The organism is Hydrogenophaga sp. LT287, assembly GCF_055702805.1.
Genome location: NZ_JBVPZC010000006.1, coordinates 79,508 through 97,264, shown reverse-complemented (window position 1 = coordinate 97,264; position 17,757 = coordinate 79,508). Strand labels below are relative to the sequence as shown.

The following is a 17,757-nucleotide window of genomic DNA, read 5'->3' as shown; positions in this document are numbered from 1 at the left end:
CAGATGAACCCGCTCAGAGGGAGCCTTTTGTGGAGGGAATCACATCGCCCATGCGGGCATCGCGTTCCAGTGCCATGCGCAGGGCGCGGGCAAAGGCTTTGAACACGGTTTCGGCCTGGTGGTGGGCGTTTTCGCCGTGCAGGTTGTCAATGTGCAGCGTCACGCCAGCATGGTTGACAAAGCCCTGGAAAAATTCAAAAGCAAGCTGGGTGTCAAACCCGCCCACCATGCCGCTCTTGAATGGGACGCGCATGTGCAGACCGGGACGACCGGAAAAGTCGATCACCACGCGCGAGAGCGCTTCGTCCAGCGGCACATAGGCGTGACCGTAGCGGCGAATGCCTTTTTTGTCACCCACGGCCTGCGCAAACGCCTGGCCGAGCGTGATGCCCACGTCTTCCACCGTGTGGTGGCCGTCGATGTGCAGGTCCCCTACGGCCTGAATGTCGAGGTCGATCAGCCCGTGGCGGGCGATCTGGTCGAGCATGTGGTCAAAAAAGCCGATGCCGGTGGACAGGCTGGCGGCGCCAGTACCGTCCAGGTTGACGCGGACACTGATTTGCGTTTCTGCGGTGTTGCGCTGAACATGCGCCACACGGTCGGCCACGGGGGTTGCGGAAAGCGTCTGGGTCATAGGGAAATTTGAAGGGCGTCGATCAACTGGGCATTCTCGTGCGGTGTTCCCACCGTCAAGCGCAAACAGTTGTGCAACAAAGGGTGCATTTTAGAAACATTCTTGACCAGCACGCCGTGCGCCTTGAGTCCTTCGAAGCTGCGCCCGGCATCGGGCACCCGCACCAGCACCATGTTGGCTTCGCTCGGAAAGGGCTTCACGCCCGGGAGGCTGGTCAACGCATTCACCAGCCAGGTGCGCTGCTCGCGAATCTGACTGGCCTGTTGTGCAAACACATGGGCATGATCTAACGCGAACAACGCGCATTCGGCATTGAGCACGCTCACGTTGTAGGGAGGTCGCAGTTTGTCTACCTCTTGCACCAGCGCCTGCGGGCCCAGCATGTAGCCCAGGCGCACGCCGGCCAAGCCAAATTTGGACAAGGTGCGCATCAGCAACACATTCGCGTTGGCGGCGGGATGGGCGCGTATCTCATCGAGCCAGCTCAGACTGGAAAACGGCTGGTAGGCCTCGTCCATCACCACCAGCCCGCCAAACGTGGCGGCTTCGGCGATCAACCGGCGAATCACGGCGGCATCCCACAGGTTGGCGGTCGGGTTGTTGGGGTAGGCGATGTAGGTGATGGCAGGCTGTTGCTCGCGCAAGGCGGCCAGCATGGCGGGTTCGTCCAGCTCAAAGTCGGCGGTGAGCGGCACGCCATGGAAGGCCAGCCCCTGCAATTGCGCGCCCATGGCGTACATCACAAAGCCGGGCAGCGGCGCGAGTATGGACGCACCGGGTACGTCGCAGGCCATGGCCAGCAGAGAAATGAGCTCGTCGGAACCGTTGCCCAGCATCAGGCTGCAGCCTTCGGGCAAATCCACATAGCGGGCCAGCGCCTGCTTCAGGTCGTCAATGCGGGCGCCGGGGTAGCGGTTGATGGCCACGGCGCCCAGGCGCTGACCCAGTTCGGCTTGCAGCTCGGGCGACAACGAAAAGGGGTTTTCCATCGCGTCGAGCTTGACCATGCCGGTCGCGTCCTGTATCGCGTAGGCGTGCATGGACTGGATGTCCTGCCGAATAAAGCGCAAGGGGTTCGGTGTGTTCATGGCGCTCATTTCGCGGCTCGCATGGGAGGGACAACGTTGAGCCGCAGTTCAGCGGCGCGGGCATGGGCCTGAAGGCCCTCGCCGTAGGCCAGTTCGGCGGCGATGGTACCCAGCGTTTGCGCCCCTGCCGCGCTCACCTCGATCAGGCTGCTGCGTTTCTGGAAGTCGTACACGCCCAACGGCGAACTGAAACGCGCAGTGCCGCTGGTGGGCAGCACGTGGTTGGGGCCGGCGCAATAGTCGCCCAGGCTTTCGCTGGTGTATGCGCCGAGGAAAATGGCACCGGCGTGTTTCAGCAGCGGCTCCCAGCGGTGCGGCTCGGCGCTGGACACTTCCAGGTGCTCGGGCGCAATGCGGTTGCTGATGGTGCAAGCCTCCTCCATGTCGCGCGTGAGGATGAGCGCGCCGCGGTCGTTCAGGCTCTTGGCAATGATGGCCGCGCGCGGCATGGTGGGCAGCAGACGGTCAATGGCGGCATGCACCGCATCAATGTAGGCCGCATCGGGGCACAGCAAAATGCTCTGGGCCAGTTCATCGTGTTCGGCCTGGCTGAACAAATCCATCGCCACCCATTCGGCCGGCGTGCTGCCGTCGGCCAGCACCAGAATTTCGCTCGGGCCGGCGATCATGTCGATGCCCACGGTGCCGAACACGCGCTTCTTGGCACTGGCCACGTAGGCGTTGCCAGGACCGGTGATCTTGTCAACCTTGGGTACCGTTTGCGTGCCATAGGCCAGCGCGGCCACTGCTTGGGCGCCGCCGATGGTGAAGGCGCGCGTGACGCCGGCCACGTAGGCGGCGGCGAGCACGAGCGCGTTTTTTTCACCGCGCGGCGTGGGCACCACCATGATGATTTCGTTCACACCCGCCACATGGGCAGGAATGGCGTTCATCAGGACACTGGAAGGATAGGCAGCCTTGCCGCCGGGCACATAAATGCCCACGCGGTCCAACGGCGTGACCTTTTGGCCCAGCAGCGTGCCGTCTTCGTCGCGGTAGCTCCAACTCTCGCCACTGGCCCGCTTTTGCGCCTCGTGGTAGCTGCGCACCCGGCGTGCGGCGGATTCAAGAGCGGTGCGCTGGGCATCGGGCAGGCTGTCGAATGCCGTCTTAAGCTCGGCTTGCGTCAGCTCCAGCGCGTTCAGGTCAGGCGCATCCAGTCCGTCAAACCGGGCGGTGTAATCCAGCACCGCAGCGTCGCCGCGCTGCTTCACATCAGCCAAAATATCGGCCACCCGCTGTTCAATGGCGCTGTCGGTATCGGCAGACCAATGCAGGCGCGCGGCAAACTGCGCCTCGAAATCGGACGCACAGGTGGACAGGCGAAGCGGAGCGGCGGTAAGGGTCATGACGGAACGGCCTGGATTTCGGTGGCTCGGGTTTCGATGGCTTGAGAAAAGGCGTTGATGATGGGCCGAATGGCCGCCTGTTTCAGCTTGAGCGCCGCCTGGTTGACCACCAGGCGCGAGCTGATGTCCATGATGTGCTCGACCTCGATCAGGTGGTTCGCCTTGAGCGTGTTGCCAGTGGACACGAGGTCAACGATGGCGTCGGCCAGGCCCGTCAGCGGAGCCAGTTCCATGCTGCCGTACAGCTTGATCAGGTCCACGTGCACACCCTTGCTGGCGAAGAATTCGCGCGCAATCGTGGTGTATTTGGTGGCGACCTTCAGGCGCGAGCCCTGGCGCACAGCACTGGCGTAATCAAAGTCAGCACGCACCGCCACACTCATGCGGCAGGCTGCAATCTTCAGGTCCAGCGGCTGGTACAAGCCTTGACCACCGTGCTCGATGAGTGTGTCTTTGCCGGTCACGCCAATGTCGGCGCCGCCGTATTCCACGTAGGTCGGCACGTCGGTGGCGCGCACCAGCACCACGCGCACGCCAGGCTGGTTGGTGGGCAAGATCAGCTTGCGCGACTTTTCCGGGTCTTCCAGCACCTCGATGCCGGCGGCCGCGAGCAGCGGCAAGGTTTCGTCAAAGATGCGACCTTTGGACAGGGCTAAGGTAATCATTTGATGCGTTCGATGTCAGCGCCAATGCCGCGCAGCTTTTCTTCCATCTGGTCGTAGCCCCGGTCCAGGTGGTAAATACGGTCCACGATGGTGTCGCCTTGGGCCACAAGGCCGGCGATCACCAGGCTCGCAGAGGCGCGCAAGTCGGTTGCCATCACCGTGGCACCTGACAGTTTTTCGATGCCCTCGACCACCGCCACCTTGCCATCGGTCTGGATTTTTGCGCCCAGGCGCACCATCTCGTTGACGTGCATGAAGCGGTTTTCAAAGATCGTTTCAGTGACCTTGGCCGTGCCGTGCGAAATGCAGTTGAGCGCCATGAACTGGGCCTGCATGTCGGTCGGGAAGCCCGGGTATTCGGTGGTGCGAAAGCTCTGCGCTTTCAGGCGACCCGACGCACGCACGCGAATGAAATCACCGCCGGCATCTTTGCCGGCTTCAATTTCAGCGCCGGCTTCCAGCAGCTTGTCGATCACCGCGTCCAGATGGTCGGCACGGCCGTGGCGCAGAACCACGTCGCCGCCGGTGGCCGCCACCGCACACAAAAAGGTACCAGCTTCAATGCGGTCGGCCACCACCTGGTGGGTGCAGCCGTGCAGCCGCTCTACCCCCTGAATGTGGATGCGGCTGGTGCCGTGACCTTCAATCTTGGCGCCCATGGCGATCAGCATTTCAGCCAGATCGGCAATCTCGGGCTCCTGGGCGGCGTTTTCCAGCAAGGTCTCGCCCTCGGCCAGGGCCGCGGCCATCAGGAAGTTTTCCGTGCCGGTGACGGTGACCATGTCGGTGGCAATGCGGGCACCATGCAGGCGCTTCTTGCCTCCGACCAGCTGAGCCACCATGTAACCTTGTTCCACCACAATTTCAGCGCCCATGGCCTGCATACCTTTGATGTGCTGGTCCACCGGACGCGAACCAATGGCGCAACCACCCGGCAGCGAGACGCGTGCACGGCCAAAGCGCGCCAGCAGCGGCCCCAGCACCAGCACCGAAGCGCGCATGGTCTTGACCAGTTCGTAAGGCGCTTCGGAGTTGATGGGGTCGGCGGCGTGCAACGTCATGCCACCGCGCTCGCCGTGGGTCTGGGTTTTCACACCCATGTTGTCCAGCAGGTGGCGCATGGTGGCCACGTCGCGCAGGCGCGGCACGTTGGTCAGCGTGACCGGGTCGGCCGTGAGCAAGGTGGCGCACAGCTCGGGCAAGGCGGCGTTTTTGGCGCCAGAAATGATCACTTCTCCGTGCAGCGCGCGGCCACCGGTGATTCGCAGTTTGTCCATGGAGTGGCTCGGTCTGGTTTTAGGATTGTTTGGCCCACTCGGCGGGCGTGTAGGTTTTCATCGACAGCGCGTGAACCTCATCGTTTTGAATGCGCTCACCCAGCGTGGCGTACACCCGCTTGTGGCGCGCAATGGGACGCAGGCCCTCGAATTCGGGCGACACCACCACAGCCGCCCAATGGCGGCCATCGCCGGTGACTTCCAGGTGTTCGCAGGGCATGCCAGCGGCGATGAGTTGTTGCAGTTGGTCAGCGGTCATGTGGGCGTTTAACGAAAAAGAGGTCGGGAGACGGCGGGCTGAGGGCTGCCCTCAGTGCCGGATTTTGTAGCCAATGCGCAGCAGGTGAAGCGCCAGGGCACTCACCACGGTCAGCGCCGCGCCCACAATGCCCAGACTGAGCCAGGGCGACACATCGCTCACACCAAAAAAGCCGTAGCGAAAGCCATCAATCATGTAGAAAAACGGGTTGAGATGGCTGACTTTTTGCCAGAAGTCGGGCAAAGAATGGATGGAGTAGAACACGCCGGACAAAAACGTCATGGGCATGATGATGAAGTTTTGAAACGCGGCCATCTGGTCGAATTTTTCGGCCCACAGGCCCGCGATCAGGCCCAGCGCACCCAGCAGCGCAGCACCCATCACGGCAAACACCACAATCCACAGCGGCGCCACCATGGACGGCTGGGCAAACCACCAGGTTGCCAGCATGACGCCCGAACCCACCGCGAGGCCCCGCACCACCGACGAGCCCACATAGGCCACGAACCAGGCGCGGTGTGACAGCGGGGTGAGCAACAAAAACACCAGGTTACCCATGACCTTGCTCTGCACCATGGACGAAGAGCTGTTGGCAAAGGCGTTTTGCAGCACGCTCATCATCACCAGACCCGGCAACAAAAAGGCGGTGTAGCCCACCGTGTCGTACACCTGCACCCGGCCCTCCAGCACGTGGCCGAAGATCATGAGGTACAGGATGGCGGTGATGACCGGCGCGGCGACGGTCTGAAACCCCACCTTCCAGAAACGCAAAATTTCCTTGTAAAACAGCGCTTGCCAACCGCTCATGCTGCCACCTCGCTCTGGGGTGCGGGCGTGGCCGGCCGGGGGTGGGTGCCGGTCAGGTCCAGGAACACGTCCTCCAGGTCGGCCTTGCGAATCTCGATGTCTTCAGGCACCACACCCAACTCGCGCAGCCGGGCCAGCACGCGCTCGACCGCATGTGCATCGTTGGCCGGCAGCTGCACCACCCGCCCGGTGATGCGGGCCTGCGCGGCGAGCTCGGGCGGCAGGGTGGCATCGGTTTTGAATCGCAACACATTGGACGCAGCACGCGACAGCAGCGCCGAAGTGGATTCCAGCGCCACCACTTGGCCCTGCTTGAGCATGGCAATGCGCCCACACAGTGCTTCAGCCTCTTCTAGGTAGTGCGTGGTCAGCAGCACGGTACTGCCCAGGCGTTTGTTCAAGTCCGAAATGAACTGCCACAGCGTCTGGCGCAGCTCCACGTCTACGCCGGCGGTAGGTTCATCCAGCACGATCACGGGCGGCTTGTGCACCAGCGCCTGCGCAATCAGCACACGGCGCTTCATGCCGCCCGAGAGCTGGCGCATGTTGGAGCCTGCCTTGTCGGCCAGACCGAGGCCGTCCAGCAGTTCGTTGATCCAGGCGTCGTTGTGGCGGATACCGAAGTAGCCCGACTGAAACCGGAGCGCTTCGCGGACGTTGAAAAAGGGGTCGAACACCAGCTCTTGCGGCACCACGCCGAGCTGGCGGCGGGCGGCCTGGTAATCCGCCTGCACGTCTTTGCCGTGCACCAGCACCCGTCCGCTGCTGGCGCGGGTGAGGCCCGCCAGGATGCTGATGAGGGTGGTCTTGCCAGCGCCGTTGGGCCCCAGCAAACCAAAGAACTCGCCAGGCATCACGTCAAACGACACGTCTTTGAGGGCGTGCAGGTCGCCGCGCGGCGAGGGAAATATTTTGGAAACGTGTTGGAAAGAGACTGCGGGCATGTTGGAGGCGGCACCCCGAAAGACACCTGCGGAACGCAGGACATCTGGAGCCGGCAAGTGAACCCGTGATTTTAAGCCCCGGGGGCGGCGCTGGCTTCGTTGGACGCACAAGACATCTGAGGGCGGCGGATGTTCGCGACCAGCGACCCCCGTCCGACAGGCGCCCAAGGGTTCAGGCTGGCAGCAACTCGCCAACGCCGTACAGCGTCACCAGCTGCTGCAGCCGGGTGGGCGTGTGGCTGAGCTGAAGGGTCTTACCACGGGCAGCCAGCTGGCGCCGCAGTTCGAGCAAGACAGCCACCGCCGACGAATCAAAAACACGCAAAGCCTGCGCATCCAGCACCACGGTCTGTGCGGGCTGCTTCGCCAGCGTCTGGCCCAGCTGGTCCAGCACCTGAGCCGCCACGTGCATGGTCAGTTGCTCAGGCAGTGCGGATACGGCCACGGGCGCCGCTGCAGGGGGCAACGGGGCCGACATCAACCAGCCTTGGCGGTGTTGCTCTTGTTGCGCTGCGCCAGCGTGGCGATCAGACCGTCAATGCCTTTGGCACTGATTTCCTGCGCAAACTGGGTGCGGTAGGTTTCCACCAGCCAAACGCCCAACACATTCAGGTCGTAAATTTTCCAGCCGTTGGCGGTTTTCTCCAGCCTGTAATCGAGCTGGATCGGTTCACCCCGGCCGCGCACTTCAGAGCGAACCACCACGTCGGTGTCTTCAGGACGCGCCCGCAGGGGGCGGAAGCTGACCGTCTGGTCTTTGACTTCGCCCAGCGCACCCGCATAGGTGCGCACCAGCAGGGTTTTGAACTCGTCCTGTAACTGCTTTTGCTGTTCAGGCGTGGCCTGGCGCCAGTAGCGGCCCACGGCAGACGAGGTCATGCGGGCGAAATTGACGCTGGGCATGATTTTGGTGTCGACCAGCGTGATGATGCGGTTCACATCACCGGCCTGGATCGCAGGGTCGGCTTTCACAGCGGTCATCACTTCGCCCGAAATGCGCTTGACCAGCGCGTCTGGGGCTTCCTCGGTCGCATGCACGGGCAGTGCCAGCAGGGCCGCCACTGAGACCATCCATCCGCCCAGCCAGGTACGTCGATTCAACATGATTTGCCTTTCCGGGCCATGGGCCCTCTTCTATCCGCTGCACGCGAGAGCATGCAGCGCTGCACATTGGAGCAGACCCCAAGGGCCCCGGTTCCACCGCAGAGGTGTTTCATTTGCTGTTTTCTGTATCTTCCGTGCCGTTGCGCACACCAATACCCAAATCAATCAAGTCTTCAATCTGGCTTTGGCGCCGGCGCAGGTACACGTCACGCGTAAAGCTGTACTTGTCCAGCGCGGCCCCTTCAAGCATGGAGGTGGCGCGCAGCAGGTTGGCCCGTGTTTCGACCGCCCTCAGCACCGTCAGCGCATTGCGCGTGGACACACTGTCCACGCCTTGAATCAGGTCGCCACGGGCTTCGACGCTGAACCCTGCCGCATCGCGGAAAGAAGACGGGCCGAAGATGGGCAAGACGAGGTAAGGACCTGAGGGCACGCCCCAGCGGCCAAGTGTCTGACCAAAATCCAGGCGGGTGCGCTCAATGCCCATTTCGGAAGCAATGTCCAGCACGCCACCCAGCCCGAAAGCCGTGTTGACACCAAAACGCAGGAAGTTCTCGCTCGCCTCACGCGGGCGCAGCTGCAGAGAAGCGTTGATGAACGACCAGACGTCACCCAGGTTAGAGAAAAAATTGCTCACACCGGTGCGCACCAGATCGGGCGTCACATCGCGGTACACCGTGGCCACAGGCTTGAGCACCATTGAATCCACCGATTCGTTGAACGCAGAGACGTCCCGGTTGAACGGCTCCAGCGGATCTTGCGGATTGGCGTTGGGGCCACTGGCGCAGCCAGCCATGAGCGCGATCACCACCGCGCCCCCCATGCAACGACCCAGGATCGATTGCGTCGACATGATGAAACCCCCTGGGCTTTGCGCCCTTAGTTGTTGATGCGAGCGAACCCACTTGGCCACGAGCGGCCCTCGGAAACCGCTCGGTGCCAGCCTAGTTGGCGCTGCCCGTCCCACTGTCCGCCGCCTTATTGAACAGGAACTGCCCAATCAGGTTTTCGAGCACCATGGCCGACTGGGTCTGTGTGATCACGTCCCCTGGGGCGAGGTTGCGTTCGTCACCGCCGGGCTCAATGCCAATGTACTGGTCACCCAGCAAGCCCGCGGTGAGGATTTTGGCCGAAGAATCCTTGGGAAACAGGAAACCCTGGTTGACCTCCATGGTCACCAGGCCCTGGAAGGTCTGGGCGTCCAGCGTGACACTGGTGACGCGGCCCACATTGACGCCCGCCGAGCGCACCGGCGCCCGGGCTTTCAGGCCACCAATGTTGTCAAAACGCGCCTGCACCGTGTAGGTTTCGCCCCCGTTGGTGAAGCTGCCCAGGTTGGCCGCCTTGAGCGCCAGAAAGAGCAGACCCGCCGCGCCCAGCACGACAAACAGGCCCACAAGGATTTCGATACTTCTTTTGTTCATACGTAAGCTGCTCAGTGATCAGGGGGTCGAGAACATCAGGGCGGTGAGGATGAAGTCCATCGCCAGCACGCCCAATGAAGCGGTCACAACGGTGCGCGTGGTGGCGTAGGCCACGCCTTCGGGCGTGGCTTCGGTCTCGTAGCCCTGGTACAGCGCCACGGCGGTACAAATGACGCCAAACACGGCGCTCTTCACCACACCGTTGCCCACATCACGCCACACATCCACACCGTTTTGCTGGATCGACCAGAAGTTGCCCGCATCGATCCCGATGAGGCCCACCGCCACCACCCAGGCGCCCAGAATGCCGATGGCGGAAAACAGCGCCGCCAGCAGCGGCATGGCAATCACGCCTGCGATGAAGCGCGGCGCCAGCACGCGCTTGCGCGGGTCAATGGCCATCAGCTCCATGGCGGCAATTTGTTCACCGGCTTTCATCAGGCCAATTTCGGCGGTCAGCGAGGTGCCGGCACGGCCGGCAAACAGCAAGGCGGTGACGACCGGGCCAAGTTCACGCACCAGCGACAAATTGACCACCAGGCCCAGCGACTCGGCGGCACCAAAATTGGTGAGCGTGTTGTAGAGCTGCAAAGCCAACACAAAGCCCACCGCCAGGCCCGAGGCCAAAATGATGACGAGCGAGCGGTTGCCGATGGCATGGATCTGCGTGACCACCAGACCAAACCGGGCGAGCCCGGCCGGCACGGCCATGATCAGCTCCCAAAAAAACAAGGCGCCGTGACCCCAGGCCGCCAACACATCCAGGGCGCGGCGGCCCAGCTGCTGCAGCAGGTTCATCGTGAGGCCTCCAGGCCGAAGTCGACCGCCACGGGCGGGGCCGGGTAATGGAATTTCACCGGGCCGTCGGGCTCGCCGCGCACGAACTGCCGCACCTCGGGCTCGTCGCTGGCCATCAGCTCAGCCGGCGTGCCCTGGGCCACAATGCGCCCGCCGGTGGCCATGAGCACCACCCAGTCGCTGATGGCCATGCACTGCGGCACGTCGTGTGAAATCAGCAGCGTGGTCGCGCCGGTCACATCGGTGAGCGTGCGAATCAGCTTGGCCGCCACCCCCATGGACACCAGGTCGAGCCCAGCGAAGGGCTCGTCGTACATGATGAGCTCGGGGTCGAGCGCAATGGCGCGGGCCAGCGCAATGCGCCGCGCCATACCGCCAGAGACTTCGCTGATGCGCAGCCCCGCAGCGCCGCGCAGGCCCACAGCGTTGAGCTTCATGAGCACGATGTCGCGGATCAGCGACTCGGGCAAGTCGGTCATCTCGCGCAGCGGAAAGGCCACGTTGTCGAAGACCGAGAGGTCGGTGAACAGCGCACCAAACTGAAACAGCATGCCCAGGCGGCGGCGCAGGCGAAAGAGCTGGGCTTTGTTGCGGGTGTCGATGACTTCGCCGTCGAACACCACACGCCCGCTGTTGGGGGCATGCACGCCGCCGATCAGGCGCAACAGCGTGGTCTTGCCACAACCCGAGCCACCCAGCACCGCCGTGACCTTGCCGCGCGCGAAATTCAGCGAGATGTCGCTGAGGATCGTGCGCCGGCTGTCGTAGCCGAACGTGACATGGTCAATTTCAATGAAAGGGGTTTCGCTCATGGGGCCGCTCATATAACCCGCGATTGTCGCATGAGGGTAAATCCTAGGTGGGGCAACAGGACAGCCCAACCAAGGCATCGCGAAACAGGCTCAGTCGAGCCGACGATGGTTCGCGTCGGAGCGACATGCCCAGGCCCAGGTGCGGTGGCTCCGGCTCCGCCTGGCCACGCGCATCGCCCCAGGAGGGGGTCGCGCGCAGCGCTGCGGGGGCGTCCCGTTAACGTGGCAGGTCGGAAAATCCCATCAGGAACTCATCCACCGAGCGCGCGGCCTGTCGGCCTTCGCGGATCGCCCAGACCACCAACGATTGGCCCCGGCGCATGTCACCGGCTGCAAACACCTTGGGCACGTTGGTGGCGTAGCCACCGGTGAAGTCGGTGGTGGCTTTGGCGTTGCCGCGGGCATCTTTGTCCACGCCGAAAGCGTCGAGCACGGTGGGCACCGGGTTCACAAAGCCCATGGCCAGCAAGACCAGGTCGGCTTTGTAGTCTTTTTCGGTGCCGGGAATTTCCACCAGTTTGCCGTCCTTCATCTCGACATGCACGGTCGTGAGGCCGGTGACCTTGCCTTTTTCGCCTTTGAAAGCCTTGGTGGACACGGCAAACTCGCGGGTGCAGCCCTCTTCGTGGCTCGAGCTGGTTCGCAGCTTGAGCGGCCAGTAAGGCCACACCAGCGGCTTGTTTTCTTCTTCGGGCGGCTGCGGCATCACCTCAAACTGGGTCACGCTGACGGCGCCATGGCGGTTGCTGGTGCCCACGCAGTCGCTTCCGGTGTCGCCGCCGCCGATCACGATCACGTGTTTGCCGTCGGCGCGCAACTGGCCTTTTAGCTTGTCGCCCGCGTTGACCTTGTTTTGCTGCGGCAGGAACTCCATGGCGAAGTGGATGCCGTCCAGGTCGCGGCCGGGCACCGGCAGGTCGCGGCTCTGCTCCGAGCCGCCGGTGAGCAACACGGCGTCAAAGTCTTGCTGCAGCTGTTCGGGGCTGATGGTTTCCTTGGCCCAGTTGGTCACCTTGCTGTCTTTGGGCAGCGAACCCACCATCACGCCGGTACGAAACACCACGCCTTCGGCTTGCATCTGCGCCACGCGGCGGTCGATGTGCGTCTTTTCCATCTTGAAGTCGGGGATGCCGTAGCGCAGCAAACCACCGACGCGGTCGTTCTTCTCGAACAGGGTCACGTCGTGACCGACCCGCGCCAGCTGCTGGGCAGCGGCCATGCCGGCCGGGCCGGAGCCCACCACAGCAACCTTTTTGCCGGTCTTGTGCTTGGGCACCTGCGGCACCACCCAGCCCTCAGCCCAGGCGCGGTCGATGATGGCGTGCTCGATGGACTTGATACCCACGGCGTCGTCGTTCACGTTCAACGTGCAAGCCGCCTCGCAGGGCGCGGGGCAGATGCGGCCGGTGAACTCGGGGAAGTTGTTGGTGCTGTGCAGCACCGTGATGGCGTTTTTCCAGTCGCCCTGGAACACCAGGTCGTTGAAGTCCGGAATGATGTTGTTGACCGGGCAGCCGTTGTTGCAAAACGGCGTGCCGCAGTCCATGCAGCGCGCGGCCTGGACCTTGGCCTGGTCGGCGGTGAGGCCGACCACAAACTCTTTGTAGTGCTTCAGGCGCTCTGGTACGGGCTTGTAGCCCTCTTCCAGGCGCTCAAATTCCATGAAGCCGGTGACTTTTCCCATGATGTGTGTCCTTCGTGTGCGTGCGTTCCAGGCTTACTTGGCGGCAGCAGAAACCTGCTTGGCCGTGTCCTGTGCTTTGGTGGTGGCCGCAGCGGCTGATTTGCGGGCATTGATCTCGCCCAGGGCGCGCTTGTATTCGTTGGGGAACACCTTCACGAACTTGCCGCGCGACTCGGCCCAGGTGTCCAGCAACTCGCGCGCGCGCTTGCTGCCGGTCCAGCGGTTGTGGTCTTCCAGCAGCTTTTTCAGCTGCGCTTCGTCGGTCTGGTCACGGTGCCAGATGGCGCGGTCCGTGGTGGCTTCTTGTTCGGCAGTGCTCAGCACCTTGTCCATGCTGACCATGGCGGTGTTGCAGCGCTTGGCAAACTGGCCGTCTTCGTCATAAACGTACGCCACGCCGCCGCTCATGCCGGCCGCGAAGTTGCGCCCGGTCTTGCCCAGCACCGCCACGGTGCCGCCGGTCATGTATTCACAACCGTGGTCGCCCGTGCCTTCCACCACCGCGGTGGCGCCCGACAGGCGCACCGCAAAACGTTCACCGGCCACGCCGCTGAAGAACGCTTCACCGGTGGTGGCGCCGTACATGACGGTGTTGCCCACGATGATGTTGCGCGACGCTTCACCCCGGAAATCGATGCTGGGGCGCACCACAACGCGACCGCCTGAGAGGCCTTTGCCGGTGTAGTCGTTGGCGTCACCAATCAGGTACAGCGTGATGCCGCGCGTAAGGAACGCACCAAACGACTGGCCACCCGTGCCTTCGAGCTGGATACGGATGGTGTCGTCGGGCAGGCCTTCCGGGTGCACCTGGGTCACCGCGCCCGAGAGCATCGCGCCCACGGAGCGGTTGACGTTGCGCGCCACCTCGATGAACTGCACGCGCTCGCCCTTGTCGATGGCAGGACGCGACTTGGCGATCAGGATGTTGTCGAGCGATTTTTCCAGTCCGTGTTCTTGCGTTTCGGTGTGGAAACGCGGCACATCGGCGGGCACAGCAGGCATGGCCAGCAGGCGGCTGAAGTCCAGGCCACGCGCTTTCCAGTGCTCGATGCCTTGCTTGGTGTCGAGCAGGTCGGCGCGTCCAATCAGGTCGTCAAACTTGCGAATACCCAGCTGCGCCATGATCTGGCGCGCTTCTTCGGCGATGAAAAAGAAGTAGTTGACGACGTGTTCGGGCTTGCCGCTGAATTTCTTGCGCAGCGCCGGGTCTTGCGTGGCCACGCCCACCGGGCAGGTGTTCAGGTGGCACTTGCGCATCATGATGCAGCCTTCGACCACCAGCGGTGCGGTGGCAAAGCCAAACTCGTCGGCACCCAGCAGCGCGCCAATCACCACGTCGCGGCCGGTTTTCATCTGACCATCGGCTTGCACGCGGATGCGGCTGCGCAGGCGGTTGAGCACCAGCGTTTGCTGGGTTTCGGCCAGGCCAATTTCCCATGGGCTGCCCGCGTGCTTGATCGACGACCAGGGCGATGCGCCCGTGCCACCGTCGTGGCCGGCAATGACCACATGGTCGGCCTTGCACTTGGCCACGCCCGCGGCAATGGTGCCCACACCAATTTCAGACACCAGCTTGACGCTGATGTCGCTGTGCGGTGCCACGTTTTTCAGGTCGTGGATCAGCTGCGCCAGGTCTTCGATGGAATAAATGTCGTGGTGCGGCGGCGGCGAAATGAGGCCCACGCCCGGCACGCTGTGGCGCAGCTTGCCGATGTAGTCGCTCACCTTGCCACCGGGGAGTTGTCCGCCCTCGCCTGGCTTGGCGCCCTGCGCCATCTTGATCTGGATCTGGTCGGCGCTGTTCAGGTATTCGGCGGTGACACCGAAACGGCCCGACGCCACCTGCTTGATCTTCGAGCGCATCGAGTCGCCGTCTTGCAGCGTGTAGTCCACCTCAAACACGTCCTTGCCCAGCAGATCGGACATGGTCTGACCCTGCTTGATCGGAATGCCCTTGAGCTCGTTGCGGTAGCGCAGCGCGTCTTCGCCGCCTTCACCGGTGTTGCTCTTGCCGCCAATGCGGTTCATGGCTACAGCCAGCGTGGCGTGCGCCTCGGTGGAAATGGAACCCAGTGACATCGCACCGGTGGCGAAGCGCTTGACGATTTCCTTGGCCGGCTCGACTTCGTCAATGGAAATGGCTTTGCTCGGGTCGATCTTGAACTCGAACAGACCGCGCAGCGTCATGTGGCGCTTGCTCTGGTCGTTGATGATCTGGGCGTATTCCTTGTAGGTGGTCCAGTTGTTGGCGCGCGTGCTGTGCTGCAGTTTGGCAATGGCGTCGGGCGTCCACATGTGCTCTTCGCCACGGGCGCGCCAGGCGTATTCACCGCCAGCATCCAGCATGGTTTCCAGCACCGGGTCGTCGCCAAAAGCGGCCTTGTGCATGCGGATGGCTTCTTCGGCAATTTCAAACACGCCGATGCCACCCACGCGGCTGGCGGTGCCGGTGAAGTACTTGTTCACCGTGTCGCTGTTGAGGCCAATGGCCTCAAACAACTGGGCACCGCAGTAGCTCATGTAGGTGCTCACGCCCATTTTGGACATGATCTTGGACAGGCCCTTGCCGATCGCCTTCACATAGTTGTAAATGGCCTTTTCGGCGCTCAGGTCGCCCGGCAGGTCTTTGTGCATGGCCGCCAGCGCTTCCATGGCCAGGTAGGGGTGCACGGCTTCAGCGCCGTAGCCGGCCAGCACCGCAAAGTGGTGCACTTCGCGGGCGGTGCCGGTTTCCACCACCAGGCCTGCGTTGGTGCGCAGGCCTTCCAACACCAGGTGCTGGTGAATGGCTGACAAGGCCAGCAGCGCGGGGATGGCGATCTGGGTGGCGCTGACCGCACGGTCGCTGATGATCAGGATGTTTTTGCCACCCTTGATGGCGTCCACGGCCGACGCACACAGCGAGGCCAGCTTGGCTTCCACGCCTTCACGCCCCCAGGCGGCGGGGTAGGTAATGTCCAGCGTGGCGCTGCGGAACTTGCCCTGCGTCACCTCGTCGATGTTTCGCAGCTTGGCCATATCGGCGAAGTCGAGCACCGGCTGGCTCACTTCCAGGCGCATCGGCGGGTTCACCTGGTTGATGTCGAGCAGGTTGGGCTTGGGGCCGATGAACGACACCAGCGACATCACGATCGCTTCGCGGATCGGGTCGATGGGCGGGTTCGTCACCTGCGCAAACAACTGCTTGAAGTAGTTGTACAGCGGCTTGTTTTTGTCAGACAGCACGGCCAGCGGGCTGTCGTTGCCCATGGAACCCAGGGCTTCTTCGCCAGCGGCTGCCATCGGCGCCAGCAGAAACTTGATGTCTTCCTGCGTGGTGCCAAAGGCCTGCTGGCGGTCCAGCAGCTGCACATCGCACGGCAGCGGCTCGGCCGTGGTCGGGCCCTCCACGTCGTCCAAGCGAATGCGCAGGTTGTCGATCCACTGCTTGTAAGGCTTGCTGTTGACGAGGTTGGCCTTGAGCTCCTCGTCGTCGATCATGCGGCCCTGCTCCAGATCAATCAGGAACATCTTGCCGGGCTGCAGGCGCCACTTGCGCACGATTTTGTTTTCCGGCACGGGCAGCACGCCCGACTCGGAACCCATGATCACGAAGTCGTCGTCGGTGATGCAGTAGCGCGAAGGGCGCAGGCCGTTGCGGTCCAGCGTGGCGCCAATCTGGCGGCCGTCGGTGAACACGATCGAAGCCGGGCCGTCCCATGGCTCCATCATGGCGGCGTGGTATTCGTAAAAGGCCTTGCGGCGCTCGTCCATCGTGGTGTGCTGTTCCCATGGCTCGGGAATCATCATCATCACCGCTTGCGCCAGCGGGTAGCCGGCCATGGTCAGCAGTTCCAGGCAATTGTCAAACGTGGCCGTGTCGGACTGGCTGGCGAAGCTGATGGGGTAGAGCTTCTTCAGGTCGGCACCCAGCACCGGGGACGACATCACGCCCTCGCGTGCTTTCATCCAGTTGTAGTTGCCCTTGACGGTGTTGATCTCACCGTTGTGCGCCACATAGCGGTAAGGGTGGGCCAGAGGCCATTCGGGGAAGGTATTGGTGGAGAAACGCTGGTGCACCAGACCCAGGGCCGACACGCAACGCTCGTCTTCCAGATCCTTGAAATAGGTGCCCACCTGGTCGGCCAGCAGCAGGCCCTTGTAGACCACCGTGCGGCTGCTCATGCTGACCACGTAATACTCTTTGCTGTGCGTGAGCTTGAGCGCCTGGATGTTGGCGCTGGCCGTCTTGCGGATCACGTACAGCTTGCGCTCCAGCGCGTCCTGCACGATCACGTCGTTGCCACGGCCAATAAACACCTGGCGAATCACCGGCTCTTTTTCGCGCACCGTGGGCGACATGGGCATGTCCAGATTCACCGGCACATCGCGCCAGCCCAGCAGCACCTGGCCTTCGGCGGCCACGGCGCGTTCCATCTCCTGTTCGCAAGCCAGGCGGCTGGCGTGCTCTTTGGGCATGAAGATCATGCCCACGCCGTATTCGCCGGCAGGTGGCAGCGTGACACCTTGCGCCGCCATTTCTTCGCGGTACAGCGCATCGGGCAGCTGAATCAGCAAACCAGCGCCGTCGCCCATGAGCTTGTCGGCACCCACGGCACCCCGGTGGTCCAGGTTTTCCAGAATCTTCAGACCCTGCTGAACGATGGCATGGCTTTTGTGGCCCTTAATGTGCGCCACAAAGCCCACGCCGCAGGCGTCGTGCTCGTTGGCCGGGTCGTACAGACCTTGTTGCTGGAGTTGCTGCTGTTCGGCTGCCGTGGTCATGGCGCTTCCTTTACGGTTCGAGGGCATGAAAACAAAATTCGCGGGATGTAGAGCTTAGTGCAATGCAACAAAAATGCCAAGGCAAATAATTGGGGTCAGATTCCAATTTAAAGATAAAATATCCAACCAATTTTAAATTAGGGACGGA

16 protein-coding genes are annotated in these 17,757 nt (G+C 62.8%); all 16 read right to left on the bottom strand.

Annotation, left to right across the window (positions count from 1 at the left end):
• Positions 1 to 13: 13 nt before the first annotated feature.
• Complete coding sequence (hisB, locus tag AC0GNR_RS07250; protein ID WP_472900295.1) at positions 14 to 634, bottom strand: imidazoleglycerol-phosphate dehydratase HisB; 621 nt, start codon at positions 632 to 634, stop codon at positions 14 to 16.
• Positions 631 to 1,731, bottom strand: coding sequence for a histidinol-phosphate transaminase (gene hisC / locus AC0GNR_RS07245; protein WP_472900294.1), 1,101 nt, complete (start codon positions 1,729 to 1,731; stop codon positions 631 to 633). Before hisC ends, hisB begins: the two co-directional genes overlap by 4 nt.
• Entirely contained in the window at positions 1,728 to 3,071 is a 1,344-nt protein-coding gene (hisD, locus tag AC0GNR_RS07240; protein WP_472900293.1) for a histidinol dehydrogenase, read from the bottom strand. Before hisD ends, hisC begins: the two co-directional genes overlap by 4 nt.
• Entirely contained in the window at positions 3,068 to 3,736 is a 669-nt protein-coding gene (hisG, locus tag AC0GNR_RS07235) for an ATP phosphoribosyltransferase (protein WP_472900292.1), read from the bottom strand. Before hisG ends, hisD begins: the two co-directional genes overlap by 4 nt.
• Positions 3,733 to 5,013 (bottom strand): UDP-N-acetylglucosamine 1-carboxyvinyltransferase, encoded by a 1,281-nt coding sequence (gene murA / locus AC0GNR_RS07230; protein WP_472900291.1) that lies wholly within the window; start codon positions 5,011 to 5,013, stop codon positions 3,733 to 3,735. Before murA ends, hisG begins: the two co-directional genes overlap by 4 nt.
• Before the next feature lie 19 nt (positions 5,014 to 5,032).
• Positions 5,033 to 5,272, bottom strand: a complete 240-nt coding sequence (locus tag AC0GNR_RS07225; protein WP_472900290.1) for a BolA family protein — start codon at positions 5,270 to 5,272, stop codon at positions 5,033 to 5,035.
• A 51-nt stretch (positions 5,273 to 5,323) separates the two neighbouring features.
• Complete coding sequence (locus tag AC0GNR_RS07220) at positions 5,324 to 6,079, bottom strand: ABC transporter permease (protein ID WP_472900289.1); 756 nt, start codon at positions 6,077 to 6,079, stop codon at positions 5,324 to 5,326.
• Positions 6,076 to 7,023 (bottom strand): ABC transporter ATP-binding protein, encoded by a 948-nt coding sequence (locus tag AC0GNR_RS07215; protein WP_472900288.1) that lies wholly within the window; start codon positions 7,021 to 7,023, stop codon positions 6,076 to 6,078. Before AC0GNR_RS07215 ends, AC0GNR_RS07220 begins: the two co-directional genes overlap by 4 nt.
• 172 nt (positions 7,024 to 7,195) lie before the next feature.
• Positions 7,196 to 7,468 carry an STAS domain-containing protein gene (locus AC0GNR_RS07210; protein ID WP_472900287.1) on the bottom strand — a complete coding sequence of 91 codons (273 nt, stop codon included), beginning with the start codon at positions 7,466 to 7,468 and terminating at the stop codon, positions 7,196 to 7,198.
• A 32-nt stretch (positions 7,469 to 7,500) separates the two neighbouring features.
• Complete coding sequence (locus AC0GNR_RS07205) at positions 7,501 to 8,127, bottom strand: MlaC/ttg2D family ABC transporter substrate-binding protein (RefSeq protein WP_472900286.1); 627 nt, start codon at positions 8,125 to 8,127, stop codon at positions 7,501 to 7,503.
• 109 nt (positions 8,128 to 8,236) lie between these two features.
• On the bottom strand, positions 8,237 to 8,980 hold the full coding sequence (locus tag AC0GNR_RS07200) for an MlaA family lipoprotein (protein WP_472900285.1): 744 nt from the start codon (positions 8,978 to 8,980) through the stop codon (positions 8,237 to 8,239).
• A 91-nt stretch (positions 8,981 to 9,071) separates the two neighbouring features.
• A complete protein-coding gene (mlaD, locus tag AC0GNR_RS07195) occupies positions 9,072 to 9,551 on the bottom strand; it encodes an outer membrane lipid asymmetry maintenance protein MlaD (RefSeq protein ID WP_472900284.1) in 480 nt (159 codons plus the stop codon).
• Positions 9,552 to 9,569: 18 nt separating this feature from the next.
• Positions 9,570 to 10,349, bottom strand: coding sequence for a lipid asymmetry maintenance ABC transporter permease subunit MlaE (gene mlaE / locus AC0GNR_RS07190; RefSeq protein WP_472900283.1), 780 nt, complete (start codon positions 10,347 to 10,349; stop codon positions 9,570 to 9,572).
• Positions 10,346 to 11,161, bottom strand: a complete 816-nt coding sequence (locus tag AC0GNR_RS07185) for an ABC transporter ATP-binding protein (protein WP_472900282.1) — start codon at positions 11,159 to 11,161, stop codon at positions 10,346 to 10,348. The genes mlaE and AC0GNR_RS07185 overlap by 4 nt, the downstream gene beginning before the upstream one ends.
• 217 nt (positions 11,162 to 11,378) lie before the next feature.
• A complete protein-coding gene (locus AC0GNR_RS07180) occupies positions 11,379 to 12,845 on the bottom strand; it encodes a glutamate synthase subunit beta (protein ID WP_472900281.1) in 1,467 nt (488 codons plus the stop codon).
• Between the two features lie 33 nt (positions 12,846 to 12,878).
• Complete coding sequence (locus AC0GNR_RS07175; RefSeq protein ID WP_472900280.1) at positions 12,879 to 17,609, bottom strand: glutamate synthase-related protein; 4,731 nt, start codon at positions 17,607 to 17,609, stop codon at positions 12,879 to 12,881.
• Positions 17,610 to 17,757 lie beyond the last annotated feature (148 nt).